11 protein-coding genes and 1 pseudogene are annotated in these 17,379 nt (G+C 46.0%); all 12 read left to right on the forward strand.

Annotated features, from left to right (window positions below; all coding sequences use genetic code 11):
- Positions 1 to 269: pseudogene (locus tag TY49_RS25025) on the forward strand (peptide ABC transporter permease); the annotation flags it as partial.
- 229 nt (positions 270 to 498) lie between these two features.
- Complete coding sequence (locus tag TY49_RS13265) at positions 499 to 2,358, forward strand: GAF domain-containing sensor histidine kinase (protein ID WP_084135471.1); 1,860 nt, start codon at positions 499 to 501, stop codon at positions 2,356 to 2,358.
- A complete protein-coding gene (locus TY49_RS13270) occupies positions 2,333 to 2,989 on the forward strand; it encodes a response regulator (protein ID WP_041966398.1) in 657 nt (218 codons plus the stop codon). Before TY49_RS13265 ends, TY49_RS13270 begins: the two co-directional genes overlap by 26 nt.
- A gap of 619 nt (positions 2,990 to 3,608) precedes the next feature.
- Complete coding sequence (locus TY49_RS13275; RefSeq protein WP_052442187.1) at positions 3,609 to 5,039, forward strand: S8 family serine peptidase; 1,431 nt, start codon at positions 3,609 to 3,611, stop codon at positions 5,037 to 5,039.
- Positions 5,040 to 5,524: 485 nt separating this feature from the next.
- Positions 5,525 to 7,981: a S8 family serine peptidase gene (locus TY49_RS13280; protein WP_084135472.1), complete on the forward strand. Its 2,457-nt coding sequence runs from the start codon at positions 5,525 to 5,527 to the stop codon at positions 7,979 to 7,981.
- Positions 7,982 to 8,321: 340 nt separating this feature from the next.
- Entirely contained in the window at positions 8,322 to 9,020 is a 699-nt protein-coding gene (locus TY49_RS13285) for an HAD family hydrolase (RefSeq protein WP_232310453.1), read from the forward strand.
- Positions 8,995 to 9,402 carry a GNAT family N-acetyltransferase gene (locus TY49_RS13290; RefSeq protein WP_041966399.1) on the forward strand — a complete coding sequence of 136 codons (408 nt, stop codon included), beginning with the start codon at positions 8,995 to 8,997 and terminating at the stop codon, positions 9,400 to 9,402. The genes TY49_RS13285 and TY49_RS13290 overlap by 26 nt, the downstream gene beginning before the upstream one ends.
- A 159-nt stretch (positions 9,403 to 9,561) precedes the next feature.
- A complete protein-coding gene (locus tag TY49_RS13295; RefSeq protein ID WP_041966400.1) occupies positions 9,562 to 10,116 on the forward strand; it encodes a helix-turn-helix domain-containing protein in 555 nt (184 codons plus the stop codon).
- A 141-nt stretch (positions 10,117 to 10,257) separates the two neighbouring features.
- The gene (locus TY49_RS13300) at positions 10,258 to 11,499 is read left to right on the forward strand and encodes an EAL and HDOD domain-containing protein (RefSeq protein ID WP_041966401.1); all 1,242 of its coding nucleotides are present in this window, start codon (positions 10,258 to 10,260) and stop codon (positions 11,497 to 11,499) included.
- 172 nt (positions 11,500 to 11,671) lie between these two features.
- Positions 11,672 to 11,905 (forward strand): CsbA family protein, encoded by a 234-nt coding sequence (locus tag TY49_RS13305; protein ID WP_041966402.1) that lies wholly within the window; start codon positions 11,672 to 11,674, stop codon positions 11,903 to 11,905.
- Between the two features lie 338 nt (positions 11,906 to 12,243).
- Positions 12,244 to 14,223: an excinuclease ABC subunit UvrB gene (gene uvrB / locus TY49_RS13310; protein ID WP_041966403.1), complete on the forward strand. Its 1,980-nt coding sequence runs from the start codon at positions 12,244 to 12,246 to the stop codon at positions 14,221 to 14,223.
- A 7-nt stretch (positions 14,224 to 14,230) separates the two neighbouring features.
- Positions 14,231 to 17,110, forward strand: coding sequence for an excinuclease ABC subunit UvrA (gene uvrA / locus TY49_RS13315; protein ID WP_041966404.1), 2,880 nt, complete (start codon positions 14,231 to 14,233; stop codon positions 17,108 to 17,110).
- The last annotated feature ends 269 nt before the right edge of the window (positions 17,111 to 17,379 follow it).

Below are 17,379 nucleotides of genomic sequence, written 5' to 3' on the forward strand. Positions count from 1 at the left end.
AGGTGCTGACACTTCTTGTTCATCTTGGCGTCATGATCATCCTGTTTGGCGGGACCATCATCGGGGACGGCGATCCACCAACTTCGGTGACCCATGAATGGTCTGGCTTAATAGGGGTGAACAAACGGTTTATGCTGGCACATGAATGGATTGTCTACGTGCCAATCCTGTTCTTTACGCTTACCGCCTTGAGCGTGGCAATGATCAATAAGGCTTTAAGCGACTTTTTTAAGCAAAAGGAAATGGTCAGGAACAATCGGGGGATATAGGGGCAACTCGCTATAACACTTTCGTACTATAAAAATACCCCGTTTGATGAATAGTCTGCACGCAAATATTTTGCAATAATAGTGTTCAACAAAACTCTTCGTGAGTTTGGCCCATTCATTGGCTAGTGGTATCCCCATTCGGCCAGTGAGTGGGTTTTATTTGTGTTTTGAGCACTCCCACGATAAAATTAATTAACTGAAAATTCTAAACTTGAAGGAGGTCCGCTGTTTGGAAAAGGCACTTTCACAGAGGAGAGAAAAGTCGGCAAAGTTGTTCATGAACTCAGTATCATTGATTGGCTGGCTGCTCATCCTTCTCTCTCTTGTAAAATTGGAACCGCCAGGCGAACCGGTTGTTTTAGCACTTTTATTTTTATTCCTGCTTATTAGCGAGTACTATCCGATGCCGGTTTGGAGAGGGCATACAGCTATCACATTCCCGGTGGTCTACGTTTTATTTTTGCTGTATGGATTCCCATACACTGCAATCGCATATGCGGGCGCTGTCCTGATTGTGAACCTCATCCATAGAAGGCCGCTCCGGACGGTACTGTTCAATCCCGCCCAACTAGTGATCAGTTTTTACGCTGCCGCCATGCTGCTGCCTCTAACAGAACCTCTCTTGGAAAAGCTGGCACTGACGCCGATTATAGAGGGAATGTTAGGTTACATTTTCCTGCTGGCAGTCTATGTTCTGGTCAACAACGTGATTGTCGACCTAGTGCTCGTAATCAGGCCTCAGCATTATTCTTTTAAAATGTGGAAGCAAAAGAGTCTCACCGAACTAAATAGCGCGGGTATTTCCTTGATTTACGGTATCACCCTGTATGTAGTCGGCAGCCAAAATCGCGGTGAAATCGATGTCTTTGCATACTTCTTCTTTTTCTCTCCGCTTGTCGGCATTTCTCTTTTGAGCGCGACGATTGCCAGGCTGAAAAGAGAGAAGAACCGTTTGAAGCTTCTTTTTTCGATCACTTCCGAGTTGAACCAGATGCTGCCTTCACAGGACTGGCTTTCAGCTTTACGAGGGAGCTTCAATGAATTGATTGGTGCAGAGGCAAGTTTATTATGGATCAAAAAAGATGGCGAATGGGAGCTTAGCTTTAAAGATGGCAGGACAGTATCGAATTGCGAGTTGCCGCTAGAGGTGTTATCTGAATTTGATGGAATGCGCAGCCCAGTGGTTTTTAATGATCGCAAAAAGGATGGTGGTGTTGCGGCTGCCTGTTTTGAGGAAGACGTGAAGGCGTTTGTCTACTCGCCGCTTGTCATCGAGAACGAAACGATCGGGATGTTCATTGTTGCCCGCAGCCGGACAAAAAGCTTCGAGGACCACGATGTCCAATCGATTGCGACGCTCGCCAACCAGCTGGCCGTCATCATCAAGACGCGGATGCTTTTTACCGAAAAAGAAAAGGTGATTGTCCTTGAGGAACGAAACCGGATTGCCCGCGACATCCATGACGGTGTTGCTCAGACACTTGCCGGGGCAGTCATGAAGCTGGAAACGGCGGGGAAGAAGTTCGTAAAAAATCCTGAAGAAACAAGGAAGCTAGTGGACGAGAGTGTCATTGGCCTGAGGGAGAGCCTGAAGGAAGTACGCGAATCGATCTATGCATTGCGCCCTTATCCGACTCAAAAGGCAACGCTGGCTGAAGCCATTTTAAGAAAAATCGAAGCTGTCCAGAAGGAATACCCGCAGGATATCGAATTCGAGATCAGGGGGCAGGAGCAGGAGCTTAGTCCGATGGTCGAAAAAGTTCTGTTCGACACATTCCAGGAAAGCCTTCACAACGCCATCAAGCATTCTCAGGCTACGAAGGTAGAAGTTCTCTTAAGCTATCAAACGGAGCATATACTTTTAAAAATCAAGGATGAAGGAAAAGGGTTCTCGCTGTTCCAGGCGATGCTGAAGGCGAGGAACCAGCCGCATTTCGGCATTTTGCAAATGAACGATGCTGCTGAAAAAATCAATGCCTCCCTGCAGATCGACAGCAAGGAAGGCTCAGGAACGGAAGTCAGCATCACCGTTCCTAGAATGGGAATCGAGGGGGAAACCACGAATGATCAGGCTCATGCTAGTGGATGACCATGCCGTGCTCCGCGACGGACTGCGGAATATTATTTCAGTTGAAGAAGATATAAAGGTCGTCGGTGAGGCCGTTTCCGGAGACGACGCACTGTTGAAGGTGGAAAGTTGCAAGCCGGATATGATTTTAATGGATATCAACATGCCAATGAAAAATGGCGTAGAAGTCACGGGCATTTTGAAGAAGAAATACCCGCACATCAAAATTCTTGTCCTGACGATGCACAGCCATGAGGAATATTTCATGTCGGCCATCCGTGAAGGAGCGGACGGCTACTTATTGAAGGACGCGCCTTCCGACCAGGTCGTCGAGGCAATACGCACCGTCGCCAGGGGTGAATCGGTCATCCATCCGTCGATGACGAGGAAGCTGCTCGCCTTCCATCAGCAAAAAGAAACTAAGCAGGAGGACACAACCCTCACCGAGCGGGAAAAAGAAGTGCTGCTCTGCCTCGTCGAAGGCCTGAGCAACAAAGAAATCGCCGACCGCCTGTTCATCAGCGACAAAACCGTCAAAATCCACGTCAGCAAAATCTTCAAAAAGCTGAACGTCAAAAGCCGCTCCCAGGTCGTCATCCACGCCGTCCAGCACCAGCTCGTCCCAATCCCGCCGACATCGAGCGGGGCATAAATTGTTTTTTTTGAGAGTCCCTGAGAAAGGGACTCTTTTATGTTATGTAGGAAGCAAAGATTTTTGACACGATCTCGTGCTCTGCAGAATTTTGTGACACTCCCGTATTTTGCGATGATCTGCGCCAGTCTAAGCAAAATTGATTCATTAATTTGTACTTTGAGATGAATTCCTCATTTTTTGACCATCTACTAGCAGATTTGAGGAGAAAAACCTGCTCGAAAGTCGACATGTCTGATCAGGAATCAATCTGGAAAAATTAATCACTACGAAAATGATCAGAATCACTACGAAAAACGAGATAATCACCCCGAAAAACAAGATAATCACTACGAAATTTCCCATAATCACTACGAAATCAACCATAATCACTACTTTTTACATTTTATGTAAAATACACGCGAGAAATTTAATGGAAAAGCCACTCCGATTAATCGCAATCAAAATAGAATGCTAAGAGGAAAATCATAACATCCATTATCCGGTTAATCTTGGATACTACTTTAGTAGTACCAAAGATTAGTACAGAGGATATTATTTTTTAAATACAATGCAGAATGGTTTTCATGTAAATATTGTGGGAATATTAAGAAAAATAGCTAAGGAGCTGAAAAATTGAATGAAGTTTAAAGCTGCATTTTTATCATTTATTCTTATGGCCGCGACGGTATTTGCTTCGATTGTTCCTGGAACAACGACAAAGGCAGTTGAGCCTGTCAAAGCTGTGGTTGACTCTGAGCTGACGGAAGCTCTATTAACAGCCATCACCCCTGTCGAAGCAATCGTTACTTTTAAAAGTGAAGAGGGTGTTCTGCCTGAGCAGGTGAATCTTCTGAAGACACTCGGTATCACGAAAGGTTTGACACTGAACAGCCTGCCGATCGCAGGAATTCTCGCTACAAAGTCACAGATTGATAAGCTTGCTCAAAGTGACCAGGTAGTTTCAATCTATCTAAACAAGAAGCTGAAATATGAAAATGCTGAAGCTACAGATATCACCGGGGTTGACCAGGTTCGAACAGATGACACGATGAGAAGGCTGAATGGCGGATTGCCGGTTACTGGAAAGGGGATTGGCGTCGTCATCAATGACAGCGGTGTTGACGGGACGCATCGTGACCTTGAATTTGGCAGCCATCTTGTCCAAAATGTGCTGGGATCGACTAACCTTAATGCGATTGATGCTACCTTGCTGCCAGTAACTTATGTTGAAAATGTTCCGAACACCGATTCAAGCTCCGGACATGGTACTCATGTTGCAGGGATTGTTGGCGGAACTGGCGAAATGTCAGGCGGGAAATATGAAGGAGTCGCTCCTGGGGCAAACCTGATTGGCTATGGATCAGGCGCGGCAGTCGCGATGCTTGATACAATTGGCGGTTTTGATTATGCGCTGACCCATCAGCAGCAATACAATATCCGCGTAATCACGAATTCCTGGGGAGACACTGGTGACGCAGGGACTGACTTTGATCCATACAACCCTATAAATATCGCAACGAAAAAACTGTATGACCGAGGAATCGTGACTGTTTTCTCTGCAGGCAATTCAGGTCCGGACGATAAAACGATTTCCGGGAATTATAAAAAAGCTCCGTGGGTCGTTACCGTTGCAGCTGGAGATAAGTCCGGAAAGCTAGCTGATTTCTCTTCTCGCGGTGAAGAGGGACGGGGAGGAACCGTAACTGTCGATGGCCAGACATGGAAGTGGGTGGATCAGCCGACAGTGACTTCACCTGGAGTAGATATCATTTCAACTAGGGTCATCAGCCCGCTCGTGGCGCTTGGTGCGACTGCTGATGCTGAATACATTGAGCCGGCACACCTGCCATATTACACGACGATGAGCGGAACATCGATGGCTGCTCCGCATGTCGCCGGCATCATCGCCTTGATGCTCGAAGCTAATCCACTGCTGTCGCCTTCTGAAGTAAAGTCAATTCTCGAAAAAACAGCCACATCCATGCCGGATTACGCTGTCTGGGAAGTTGGCGCTGGCTACGTGAATGCTTATAATGCGGTCGATGCTGCTTTTAAAAAGAAAAAATGACGATTAGTTGATCTCCCTTGCTTGTGCAAGGGAGATTTTTACTCCGCCGAAGAATTTTTTGCAGTGCTGAGGAGAAAACTCACGAATTAAGCGCGAAATCGGCCGGAAAATATTTTTCTGACTGGAATAGGGACTCCAAATCTAGAAAATTACCTTTTTCACCCCTGCATTTTCAAACTGGAAAAATTATTCTCTTGCTCAGCGGAGCTTATTGCACGTTACTAAAACGGAATCGCTCGGTTAAGGACATTTATTGCACCAACTTTGCCGATAATTGCACGATAAAACCTGATATATGCACCTTCATCCTAATTTTGGAAAAAACGAAAAAACATCAGCACTACCCCTCTATAACTTTTGTACGATGCCAGAATAGACATTCCGGAATTTGATTTTATAACCTTTGAAGAATAGTTTTACAGCTGGGATTTCATGATAATTAAGTTAGGAATATTCAAAATTTTATAGAATGAGAGGAGAATATCATGAAACGTTTTATGTATCTGCTGTTAGCCTTGTTGCTCATTTTCCCGGTATTTGCTGCACCCCAGGGGAAGGCGAGCAGCCTGGCGGTCATTGATCCGCTGGTCAGCAAGGCACTTGACACTGCAAGCTCACTCGAGGTTATTGTTACTTTTAAAGGCGATGGTGCACCTACGAACACCCAGCTTTCGCTGTTAAAAACGCTCGGCATTGAAACGGGGATTAGTATGAAAGCATTGCCGATTGCCGGAGTCATCGCTACAAAAGCACAAATCGAAAAGCTTGCGGCAAATCCGGAAGTACAATCGATTTACATGAACAGAAAACTTACTTACTTCAACGCGGATGCCACTGCAATCACAGGCGTCGATAAAGCCAGGACGGACGACAGCTTCCGCAAAGCGAACGGCGGCCTGCCTGTTTCCGGAAAAGGAATCGGTGTTGTCGTGAACGACAGTGGAGTTGACGGAACACATAAAGACCATGAATTGGGCAAAAATCTTGTCCAGAATGTCATGGGCTCCACAAACCTGAATGCACTTGCACCAGGCTTGCTGCCGGTCACATACCAGGAAAACGTACCGAACACTGATACAAACTCTGGCCATGGTACACACGTAGCCGGCACGGTCGGTGGAACTGGCGCAATGTCTGGCGGAAAATATGAAGGTGCTGCACCAGGTGCGGACTTGATCGGCTACGGTTCTGGAGCGGCATTGTTCGTGCTTGATGGTATTGGCGGCTTCGACTACGCAATCACTCATCAGTCACAGTACAATATCCGCGTCATCACGAATTCATGGGGTTCATCAGGAGACTTCGATCCAAACGACCCTATCAATATTGCCAGCAAAAAAGCGCACGACCGTGGGATTACGGTTCTTTTTGCAGCAGGTAATGAAGGTCCCGGGGAAAACACGCATAATCCATACGCAAAAGCTCCATGGGTCATTTCAGTCGCGGCAGGAGTCAAAGATGGAACGCTTGCTGATTTCTCATCAAGAGGTACGAAAGGTGTAGGCGGCACTTTTACAATGGACGGCAAGGAATGGACATGGAAGGATGAACCGACCGTAACGGCACCTGGTGTGGATATCGTTTCAACTCGTGTCATTAGTCCAGTCGCAAGCCTGGCGATCGACCAGGATGCCGAAACAATCGAAACAGCGTACTTGCCTTATTACACAACTATGAGCGGTACATCGATGGCGACTCCGCATGTTGCGGGTATTGTTGCACTAATGCTTGAAGCGAATCCATTACTATCGCCTGCTGAAGTCAAGCAAATCCTTGAGCAGACAGCTACGAATATGCCAGGCTATGAAACATGGGAAGTTGGCGCAGGCTATGTGAATGCTTATGGTGCAATTGACAAAGCGTTCAACGATACCGCTTATGGTTCGACGTTGAATTCCACGCAGACCTTCTATAGCAATGTCGAATCTTCAACAGAACGCAAGGAATTTTCGGTTGATTACAACCCGCTGACACTTATCTCTGACAACCAATATGAATTCACAGTACAAGAAGGAATGTCCAGCCTTATGGCAAAAGTAGATGGGGCGGGTCTCATGGAACAAACGGGCAATCCGATCAACCTTGTGCTGATCGCTCCGGATGGCACAGAATACAGCTCGGGTGTCAGCCTGCTGTTCCCGCTCTACTATGATCGCACAGTATCGGTGACTTCTCCGGCATCAGGAGCATGGAAGGCTGAAATCCGCGGACTTCGCGGCGCTGATGCGAACCCACTTGGCCTGGCTTTGCCTGAAACGGTAAAAGGAGAAATGGCCTTCACAAAGGTCAGCGGTTTCTCCGGATTGAACGATATTGCCGGACACCCGGCAGCCGATGCGATTAAAATGGGCGTGAGTGAGAGATTATTCGACGGCTTTTCGAATGGAGCCTTCAAACCTGATGCGCTTTTAACAAGAGCAGAACTGGCAAAATACTTGGTGATGGGTGCTGAAATTAAGCAAACATTGCCGGCGACACCGAGTTTCTCCGATGTTTCAAAATCAGACCTTCCATTCGTGGAAGCAGCAACAGCAAAAGGAGCTTCCTTCCGCGACCAGCAACACATCCAGAAGGGTGTCATCTTGCCGAGAGCAAACGACAAATTTGCACCAAAGGATGGCGTAACCCGCGCGGAGCTGGCATACTCACTTGTTCAATCATTAGGTCTCCAAAAGGAATCAGAGGAATTCGACGGTCAGCTGACTGTCCTGTATAATGACGAAAGAATTGCAATCTCGGACGCAACAGAAGTTCCTAACCATTTGAAAGGCTATGTCCAGGTGGCTCTCGACCTGAATATCCTCAATGCAAAATTCGCTGTCACACAGGGGCCTTATGATCTTAAACCTAAGGTCACAGCAAGCTTCAACCCTTCTGTAAAAAATACACGCGGCGACTTTGCAGTTGCAATGACACGCTACTATAACGCTTTCCTGAAATAAGGTAAAATGAGAACAGGCCGAAATGGTCTGTTCTTTTTTATACAGGAGCCCTGCATTACCCGAAAATCGTCCTGTAAGAGAAAAACGGTAAAAGCAGGAGCTCTGCATTGCCCGAAAATGGCCCAGGAAGAGAAAAACGGTAAAAGCAGGAGCTTTGCATTACCCGAAAATGGCCCAGGAAGAGAAAAACGGTAAAAGCAGGAGCTCTGCTTTGCCCGAACTTCGCTCAGGAAGTCAAAAACGCTAACTAAAAAATAGGCTCTAATCCAGAAACCATCCATTGTGCAGGAATCGACGATTATTCGTAGTGATCCAATCTTTTTAAAGAGGGGGAATTTGGTTGAAACATATAGAAGCAGTCTTTTTTGATTTTGACGGAACCTTGCTTGATCGCGAGACTTCTCTTGTGAAATTTATTGATGACCAATACGAACGCTTTAAGCGTGAATTGACTGGGATAGACGAGCAACGTTATAAAAATAGATTCATTGAATTGGATGCCCGCGGATACGTGTGGAAGGACAAAGTTTACAGCGAGCTTTTACAGGAATTTAACGTAGTGGACCTGACATGGGAAGAACTGCTGGAAGATTACATAATGAATTTCAAGCATTCATGTGCAGGATTCCAAAACCTGCATGAAGTTCTTGGGCAACTAAAGCAAATGGGTATGAAGATGGGCCTCATTTCGAATGGCAAAACCCACTTCCAGATGGCCAATATAAAAGCTTTGGAAATCGAGGGTTACTTTGATTCCATCCTGATCTCGGAAGCAGTGGGATTGAGAAAGCCAGATTCCCGGATCTTCCAGAAGGGGATGGAGGCTCTTAAAGTATCAGCAGCTGGCAGTATATTTGTAGGCGACCATCCTGAAAATGATGTGGCAGCATCCAAAAGAGCCGGAATGATTGGGATTTGGAAGAGGGATGACTATTGGCACAGTGCGGAAGGTGATTTAACCATCGAGGAGTTGGAAGAATTGTTAGGTATTTTACAAAAGGGAGTTGAACAGAATGACCGATTTCAATGTTTCATATGATCCACCGAGCCCTTCAGACTATATCAATCTTCGTCTTGAAGCGGGGATGAGCGGGAAATCGCAGGAGGCGGCACGAATCGGACTGAAGAATTCATTGTTTGCTGTCACAGTTTATGATGAGTCGACGTTGGTGGCGATGGGCCGGATCATTGGTGATGGTGGCTCATTTTTTCAAGTTGTCGATATCGCCGTTAAGCCTGCCTATCAGGGGAAGGGACTTGGGAAACTGGTGGTGAGGGAGCTCGTGAAATACCTTGATAAACACACCTATGAGGGTTCGTACGTCAGTCTGATAGCGGATGCCCCCGCAAACAAGTTGTATGAACAATTTGGTTTTGACTATACGTTCCCTAATTCATATGGGATGTATCGAAAGTTCTAACTGGTTATGAATGGGTAAAAATCCCTCTATTATTAAATGTTAGGAAAGGTTCCGATTATACCGGTTTAGGTATTCTTATTGACCTTTAAATGTGTTTTAATAAGCCAAGCGAAACTCAATAACTAGTAATTTTAGATTAAAGGATGGTTGAGCTCTAAAATGAAATACGCACCTGAAGATTTACAGATGATCAAAGACCAGCTTGGCAGCCAATCATTATCTACTATTGCCAGAAGGCTGAATCGCAGTATCACGGCCCTCGAAGTAAAGATTACGAGATTGGGCCTATCCCACACAAAATCCTGCACAGGAATGCTTACCGCCGGAGAACTGGCAAAAATCCTCAAGATTGACCGAAATACCGTCATGCAATGGATCCTTAACCATGACCTAGATTACCATCAGCGGATCACCCGAAGCAAAAAGAAATTCACGTTTATCAACACCGATGAATTCTGGCTGTGGGCAGAAAAAAACCGCCATAAAATTGACTTCTCCAAGCTCGAACCTGACACACTTCCGCCAGAACCTTATTGGGTAGCAGAAGAACGTAAAACTCCACGGCAAGTCACGAGTTACAAAGCATGGACCAAGAACGAAGAAAAACTTGTCCTTGAATGGCACTGCTGCGGAAAAACGCTGGCAGAGATTTCTGATATACTCGGGCGGACAAGAGAGTCCATCCGCAAAAAAATCAAACGCCTCACTGAATGAATTCATTATGAAAAAGACTACAATATATGGTAAATACTTTTAGACTCTTGTAATACTTGTAAAAAAATAGTATATTCTTCCTACAATAATATTGTTTAATATTTACAGAAATGTCGTCTCACGTCCCCAGGAGGAGTCTTTATGGATATTTATGTTGCCAGGCAGCCTATATTTGATATAAATGAAAAGACAGTTGCTTATGAATTGCTATACAGGAACAGCTCGGTCAATAATTATCAGCACACTGATGGGGACCAGGCTACAACAGATGTAATCGTAAATAGTTTCTTGAATATTGGAATCAAAGAATTATCGAATGGCAAGCCTTGTTTTATTAATTTTACTGATAAACTATTAAAATTGGGTGTCCCTTCCTATTTCAATCCCTTATCCATCGTTGTCGAAATCCTGGAAACAGTGGAACTGAATGAAGATATTCTGCGGATTTGTAAAGAGCTGAAGGAGCATGGATACACGATTGCACTTGATGATTTCTTTGTTTCGCAGTGGAACGATTTGACTGTTCGACTTTTAGATTATATAGATATTATCAAGATTGATTTCCGGACGACGAATCGAAGTGACAGGCAGGAAATGATCCGTTTTATCAAGAATCGGAACATACAGTTTCTTGCTGAAAAAGTCGAAACGATTGAAGAATACATAGAGGCAAAGGAAGATGGCTTCGTGTATTTCCAGGGTTTTTATTTTAGCAAACCTGTCATCTTGAACAGCTATGATATTCCATCCTACTATCATTCGTATTTTCAGATTTTAAAAGAAATCGAGAGTCCAGAGCCTGATCTTGAGAAGATTAAGGACGTTATCGAAAAGGATATTTCCCTTTCCTATAAACTTCTGAGGCTGATCAATAACCCGGTTTTCAGGCCAAAGAATGAGGTTTCTTCCATAAAGCAGGCCATCATTCTATTAGGGCTCAATGAAATCAAAAAGTGGATTTATGTTTTGGCAATCAGGGGAGCCGATAAAGGTTCGGGCGGCACCAAGGAGCGGGAAATCATCGAGTTGTCGCTAAAGCGCGGGAAACTAGGCGAATTGATCGGCAGGAAGGTAGGCAGAGAAGTGCTGGCGTCAAAATACTTCCTGCTCGGAATGTTCTCCTTGATGGATTCCTTATTGCACCATCCGATGGAGGAGCTGCTAGAAGACCTGCCGTTTAGCAATGCGCTGAAGGATGCCTTATCAGGTGAAAAGAACGACGAATACGTCATGCTCCAATTTTTAAAAGACATCGAACACGCCTTCCACGAAGATGTGGAGCTGACCTTCAATCCAACCACTATGCCGATGGAAGAGCTATTCAGGCTTTATGGCGAGGCGAGTGACTGGGCTACTAAGGTTTTAAGTGAAGTGAATATATAAAAGCATGCGGATGCATGCTTTTTCTTTTATGCTGATTTAGTAAAAGTAACATTCAATGTGAAAACAAACTTCTTTTAAGAGGAAGATTCTTGTAACCAGCCTCTAAAAAAGTTATATTTTAAAAAGATGATTCAAAATTTTCGTTATTTCTCTGAATGAGGTGTTTAATCAATTGGTGCTGAAATACTTGTCCGCACTGTTCCTGCCTGGTTTCATGGTTGTGTTTTTCACCAGGGTTGCCTATAACCACATCCTTGCGCTCGTATTGACGGTCGCGTTGATTGCGGCTTCTGTTTATAAAGGATACACAGATTCCTTCCTGCTGATTGTCGTCGATGCCTTTTCGTTGACCGTGGGCTTCTATCTGGCGAACCGGATGATGAAGCGCAATAAGAAGCAGTCATAATTTAAAAAGTAAGCCTGTCGGAATGTGTCCGGCGGGTTTTTCTTATTGTGAAAGGAATAAACCCACTTCAATCAAACGTTTGATTAACGAGGATTCGACAACCTACAACATCACCTTATAAAACTTAGAAACTAATTCGAATGTTTGTTCGCTTTTTGTTGGTTTGTTTTCCCTTTTTTGTGGTAGAATGAGGATATGACTTTTTGACAACTATGTAAGACTTATATATAGGAAAGCTCTTTTTGAAAAAGTTCTGAATCAATGAATGTTATATGTGGCAGTGTGTGCGATTCAGTTACGAAAAGAGCCTAGAAATTTAAATTACAGGAGGCTTTTCTGTGAAGGACCAATTTGAATTAGTCTCGAAGTATTCTCCGCAGGGAGACCAGCCTGCGGCAATCAAAGAGCTGGTACAAGGAATCCGCGATAACAAGAAGCATCAGACGCTCCTTGGCGCAACGGGAACAGGGAAGACGTTCACGATTTCCAATGTGATCAAGGAAGTGAACAAGCCGACGCTTGTCATCGCCCACAATAAAACCCTTGCCGGCCAACTGTACAGCGAGTTCAAGGAATTTTTCCCGAACAACGCGGTTGAGTATTTCGTCAGTTACTATGATTATTATCAGCCAGAGGCTTACGTGCCGCAGACGGATACATTCATTGAAAAGGACGCGAGCATCAATGATGAGATTGACAAGCTGCGCCACTCGGCTACATCGTCGTTATTCGAGCGCAAGGATGTCATCATCATTGCCAGTGTATCCTGCATCTATGGCCTCGGTAATCCGGATGAATACCGTGACATGGTCGTATCTTTGAGGACTGGCATGGAAATTGAACGGAACAAGCTTTTGCACCGCCTTGTCGATATCCAGTATGAACGGAATGACATCGACTTCAAGCGCGGGACTTTTCGCGTCCGCGGCGATGTTGTAGAAATTTTCCCGGTATCACGGGATGAGCATTGCATGAGGGTCGAGTTTTTTGGTGATGAGATTGACCGGATTCGCGAAGTAGACGCTCTGACTGGTGAAATCATCGGTGAACGTGACCATGTAGCGATTTTCCCAGCTTCCCACTTCGTAACCCGTGAGGAGAAGTTAAGGGTTGCGATCGAAAATATCGAAAAAGAGCTGGAAGAGCGACTGGAAGTAATGCGTTCCGAAGAAAAACTTCTTGAGGCCCAGAGGCTTGAGCAGCGGACGAGGTATGACCTTGAGATGATGAGGGAGATGGGATTCTGCTCCGGCATCGAAAACTATTCACGCCATCTGACCTTAAGACCTACTGGTGCGACTCCATATACTTTGCTGGATTACTTCCCGGACGACTTTTTAATTGTTGTTGATGAGTCGCATGTTACATTGCCGCAAATAAGGGGAATGTTTAATGGAGACCAGGCTCGAAAACAGGTGCTGGTTGACCACGGTTTCCGCCTGCCGTCGGCAATGGATAATCGTCCGCTCACATTCCCTGAATTTGAGAAACATATTAATCAGGCAGTCTTTGTATCAGCTACACCTGGTCCATATGAATTGGAGCATACTCCAGAAATGGTACAGCAGATCATCCGTCCGACAGGTTTGCTTGATCCGACCATCGATGTAAGGCCAATTGAGGGCCAAATTGATGATCTGATCGGCGAAATCCAGGAACGAGCCAACCGTAATGAACGAGTGCTGATCACGACATTGACGAAAAAGATGTCCGAGGATCTGACCGATTATTTGAAGGAAATTGGCATAAAAGTGCAGTATTTGCACTCTGAAATCAAAACCCTGGAACGGATTGAAATCATCCGCGAGCTGCGGCTTGGCAAATACGATGTACTCGTCGGGATCAATCTGTTAAGAGAAGGACTTGATATTCCTGAGGTTTCACTCGTGGCCATTCTCGATGCCGATAAGGAAGGCTTCCTCCGTTCTGAAAGGTCGCTTATCCAGACAATGGGCCGTGCTGCCAGGAATGACCGCGGGCATGTCATCATGTATGCAGACAAGATGACGAACTCGATGGAGCTGGCAATCGGTGAAACGACGCGCCGCCGTGCGATCCAGGAAGCATATAATGAAAAACATGGCATCACACCGCAGACCATCCAGAAGGAGATTCGCGATGTGATCCGTGCAACGATGGCTGCAGAGGAACAAGAAGACTACAATCCGTCAGAGGGTATGAAGAAGCTCACAAAGAAAGAGCGCGAGCAGGTAATATTCAATATGGAAAAAGAAATGAAGGATGCGGCAAAGGCTCTAAACTTCGAACGGGCAGCCGAGCTGCGTGACCTCATTCTTGAGTTAAAAGCGGAAGGATGACGATAACATGGCTATGGATAAACTGATAGTTAAGGGCGCCAGAGCTCATAACTTGAAAAATATAGATGTCACCATTCCGAGAGATAAGCTTGTTGTACTGACAGGACTTTCTGGTTCAGGAAAGTCCTCGCTGGCGTTCGACACCATCTATGCTGAAGGGCAGCGCCGTTATGTAGAATCATTGTCTGCTTACGCGCGCCAGTTCCTCGGCCAGATGGACAAGCCGGATGTCGATTCAATCGAGGGATTGTCCCCGGCGATATCGATCGATCAGAAAACGACAAGCAGGAATCCCCGTTCAACGGTTGGAACGGTGACTGAGATTTATGATTATTTGCGTTTGCTATTCGCCAGGGTGGGCCGTCCAACCTGCCCGGTGCATAATATAGAGATTTCATCGCAGACAATCGAGCAGATGGTCGACCGTGTGCTCGAATATCCCGAAAGGACAAAGCTGCAGATCCTTGCTCCGCTTGTTTCCGGAAGAAAGGGGACACACGTAAAAGTTCTTGAAGATGTGAAAAAACAAGGCTATGTCCGTGTCCGTATTGACGGTGAGATGCATGACCTCGGAGACGAAATTGAGCTGGAGAAAAACAAAAAGCATTCGATTGAAGTTGTCATCGACCGGATTGTCGTTAAGGAAGGCATCGCTGCCCGTCTGGCGGACTCGATGGAAGCCGCGCTCAAATTAGGTGAGGGCAATGTGCTGATTGATGTAATCGGTGAAGAAGAATTGATGTTCAGCGAAAACCATGCCTGCCCGATTTGCGGCTTCTCGATCGGCGAGCTTGAGCCCCGGATGTTCTCATTCAACAGCCCATTTGGCGCATGCCCTGAATGTGACGGTCTCGGTGCGAAGCTGGAGGTTGACGTTGATTTAGTCGTCCCGAATAAGGAGCTTTCATTAAAACAGCATGCCATTGCTCCTTGGGAACCGACGAGCTCTCAATACTACCCGCAGCTGCTAGAGGCGATCTGCAATCATTATGGAATCGATATGGACGTACCGGTAAAAGACCTCCAAGATCACGAAATGGATAAAATCCTTTACGGTTCAGACAAAGACCGGATTTATTTCCGCTATGAAAATGACTGGGGACAGGTTCGTGAAAACTATATTGTTTTCGAGGGTGTCCTTAAAAATATAGAGCGCCGCTATAAGGAAACAGGTTCTGATTATATCCGCGAGCAGATGGAAAAGTATATGGGCGAGCATGCCTGCCCGACTTGTAAAGGATACAGGCTGAAGCGTGAAACGCTAGCTGTTCTTGTTGACGGCCGCCATATCGGTGAAGTGACGGCATTGTCGGTAGAGGAAGCACACCAATTTTTCGAGAGTCTTGAGCTTTCGGAAAAAGAAATGAAGATTGCTAATATGATTTTCCGTGAGATTACGGAACGTCTTGGCTTCTTGATCAATGTTGGGTTGGATTACCTGACGATGAGCCGCTCGGCTGGAACGCTATCCGGAGGTGAGGCCCAGCGAATCAGGCTGGCAACCCAAATTGGCTCACGCCTCACTGGTGTCTTGTATATCCTTGATGAGCCATCCATTGGTCTTCATCAGCGCGACAATGACAGACTGATCGATACGCTGAAAAACATGCGAGACATTGGCAATACGCTGATTGTCGTTGAGCATGACGAAGATACGATGCTCGCGGCGGACCACCTGATTGATATCGGTCCTGGAGCAGGTGTCCATGGTGGTGAAATTATCTCCCAGGGAACCCCAGCAGAGGTAATGGATGATCCAAACTCACTGACAGGTCAGTACCTGTCCGGTAAAAGGTTCATCCCGCTGCCAATCGAGCGCCGCAAACCGGATGGCCGCTATATCGAAATCAAAGGCGCTAAGGAAAACAACCTTAAAAACGTAAATGTGAAGTTCCCGCTTGGAACCTTCATGGCCGTGACGGGTGTTTCCGGTTCCGGTAAAAGTACACTGATCAATGAAATCCTGCACAAATCACTCGCGATGAAAATTCACCGGGCAAAAAGCAAGCCAGGGGAATTCAGGGAAATCAAAGGCGTCGACCACCTTGATAAGGTCATCGATATTGATCAGTCGCCAATCGGCCGTACACCAAGATCCAACCCCGCAACCTACACTGGTGTGTTTGATGATATTCGCGACGTGTTCGCATCAACCAACGAAGCAAAGGTCCGCGGCTATAAGAAAGGACGCTTCAGCTTCAATGTAAAAGGCGGACGTTGTGAAGCGTGCCGCGGTGATGGAATCATCAAAATCGAGATGCACTTCCTGCCCGATGTGTACGTCCCATGTGAAGTGTGCCACGGCAAACGCTACAACCGCGAAACATTGGAGGTTAAGTATAAAGGCAAAAATATTTCCGATATCCTTGATATGACAGTTGAGGCAGCGGTTGAATTCTTTGCTAATATCCCGAAAATCGCCCGCAAGCTGCAGACGATATATGATGTCGGACTCGGTTATATCACACTTGGCCAGCCAGCGACGACCCTTTCAGGAGGGGAAGCGCAGCGCGTCAAGCTGGCGTCCGAGCTGCACCGCCGTTCGACCGGCCGTTCGCTGTATATTTTGGACGAGCCAACAACTGGCTTGCATGTCGATGACATTGCCCGCCTGCTGACAGTCCTGCAGCGTCTTGTTGAAAACGGCGACACAGTACTCGTAATTGAGCATAATCTCGATGTCATCAAAGCTGCCGACTACATCGTCGACCTCGGACCTGAAGGCGGTGACCGCGGCGGTACAATCGTTGCTACCGGAACACCAGAAAAAATCGCCGAGGTTGAGGACTCCTATACAGGCAGGTACCTAAAGCCGATTTTGGAACGCGACAGACAGCGGATGAAAGAGCAAATCGAGGAAAAAGAAAAAAGCACAAGCAATGCATAGCCCTTCCCATCAGGAAGGGTTTTTCCTTTTGTGGAGCGATCTTCGATTCCAATATTAGGTAATTGGTGCAATTATGATGACTATCGGTGCAATTATGTTCAACATCCGTGCAATTAACACATATCTTCGAGCAATTATCATGATTTTTCGTGCAATTAATAGGGTTGAGTAAGAGAATAATTTTTCCATGTAATGAATTAGGGTGAAAATAGTCACTCATGAAGCTAATTTGCGCCCGAAATAACGAGAAAATGGGAAAAGAGGTCACC

Origin of the sequence: Mesobacillus selenatarsenatis SF-1, from assembly GCF_000813125.1 — a bacterium.
Classification (GTDB): Bacteria; Bacillota; Bacilli; order Bacillales; family Cytobacillaceae; genus Mesobacillus; species Mesobacillus selenatarsenatis.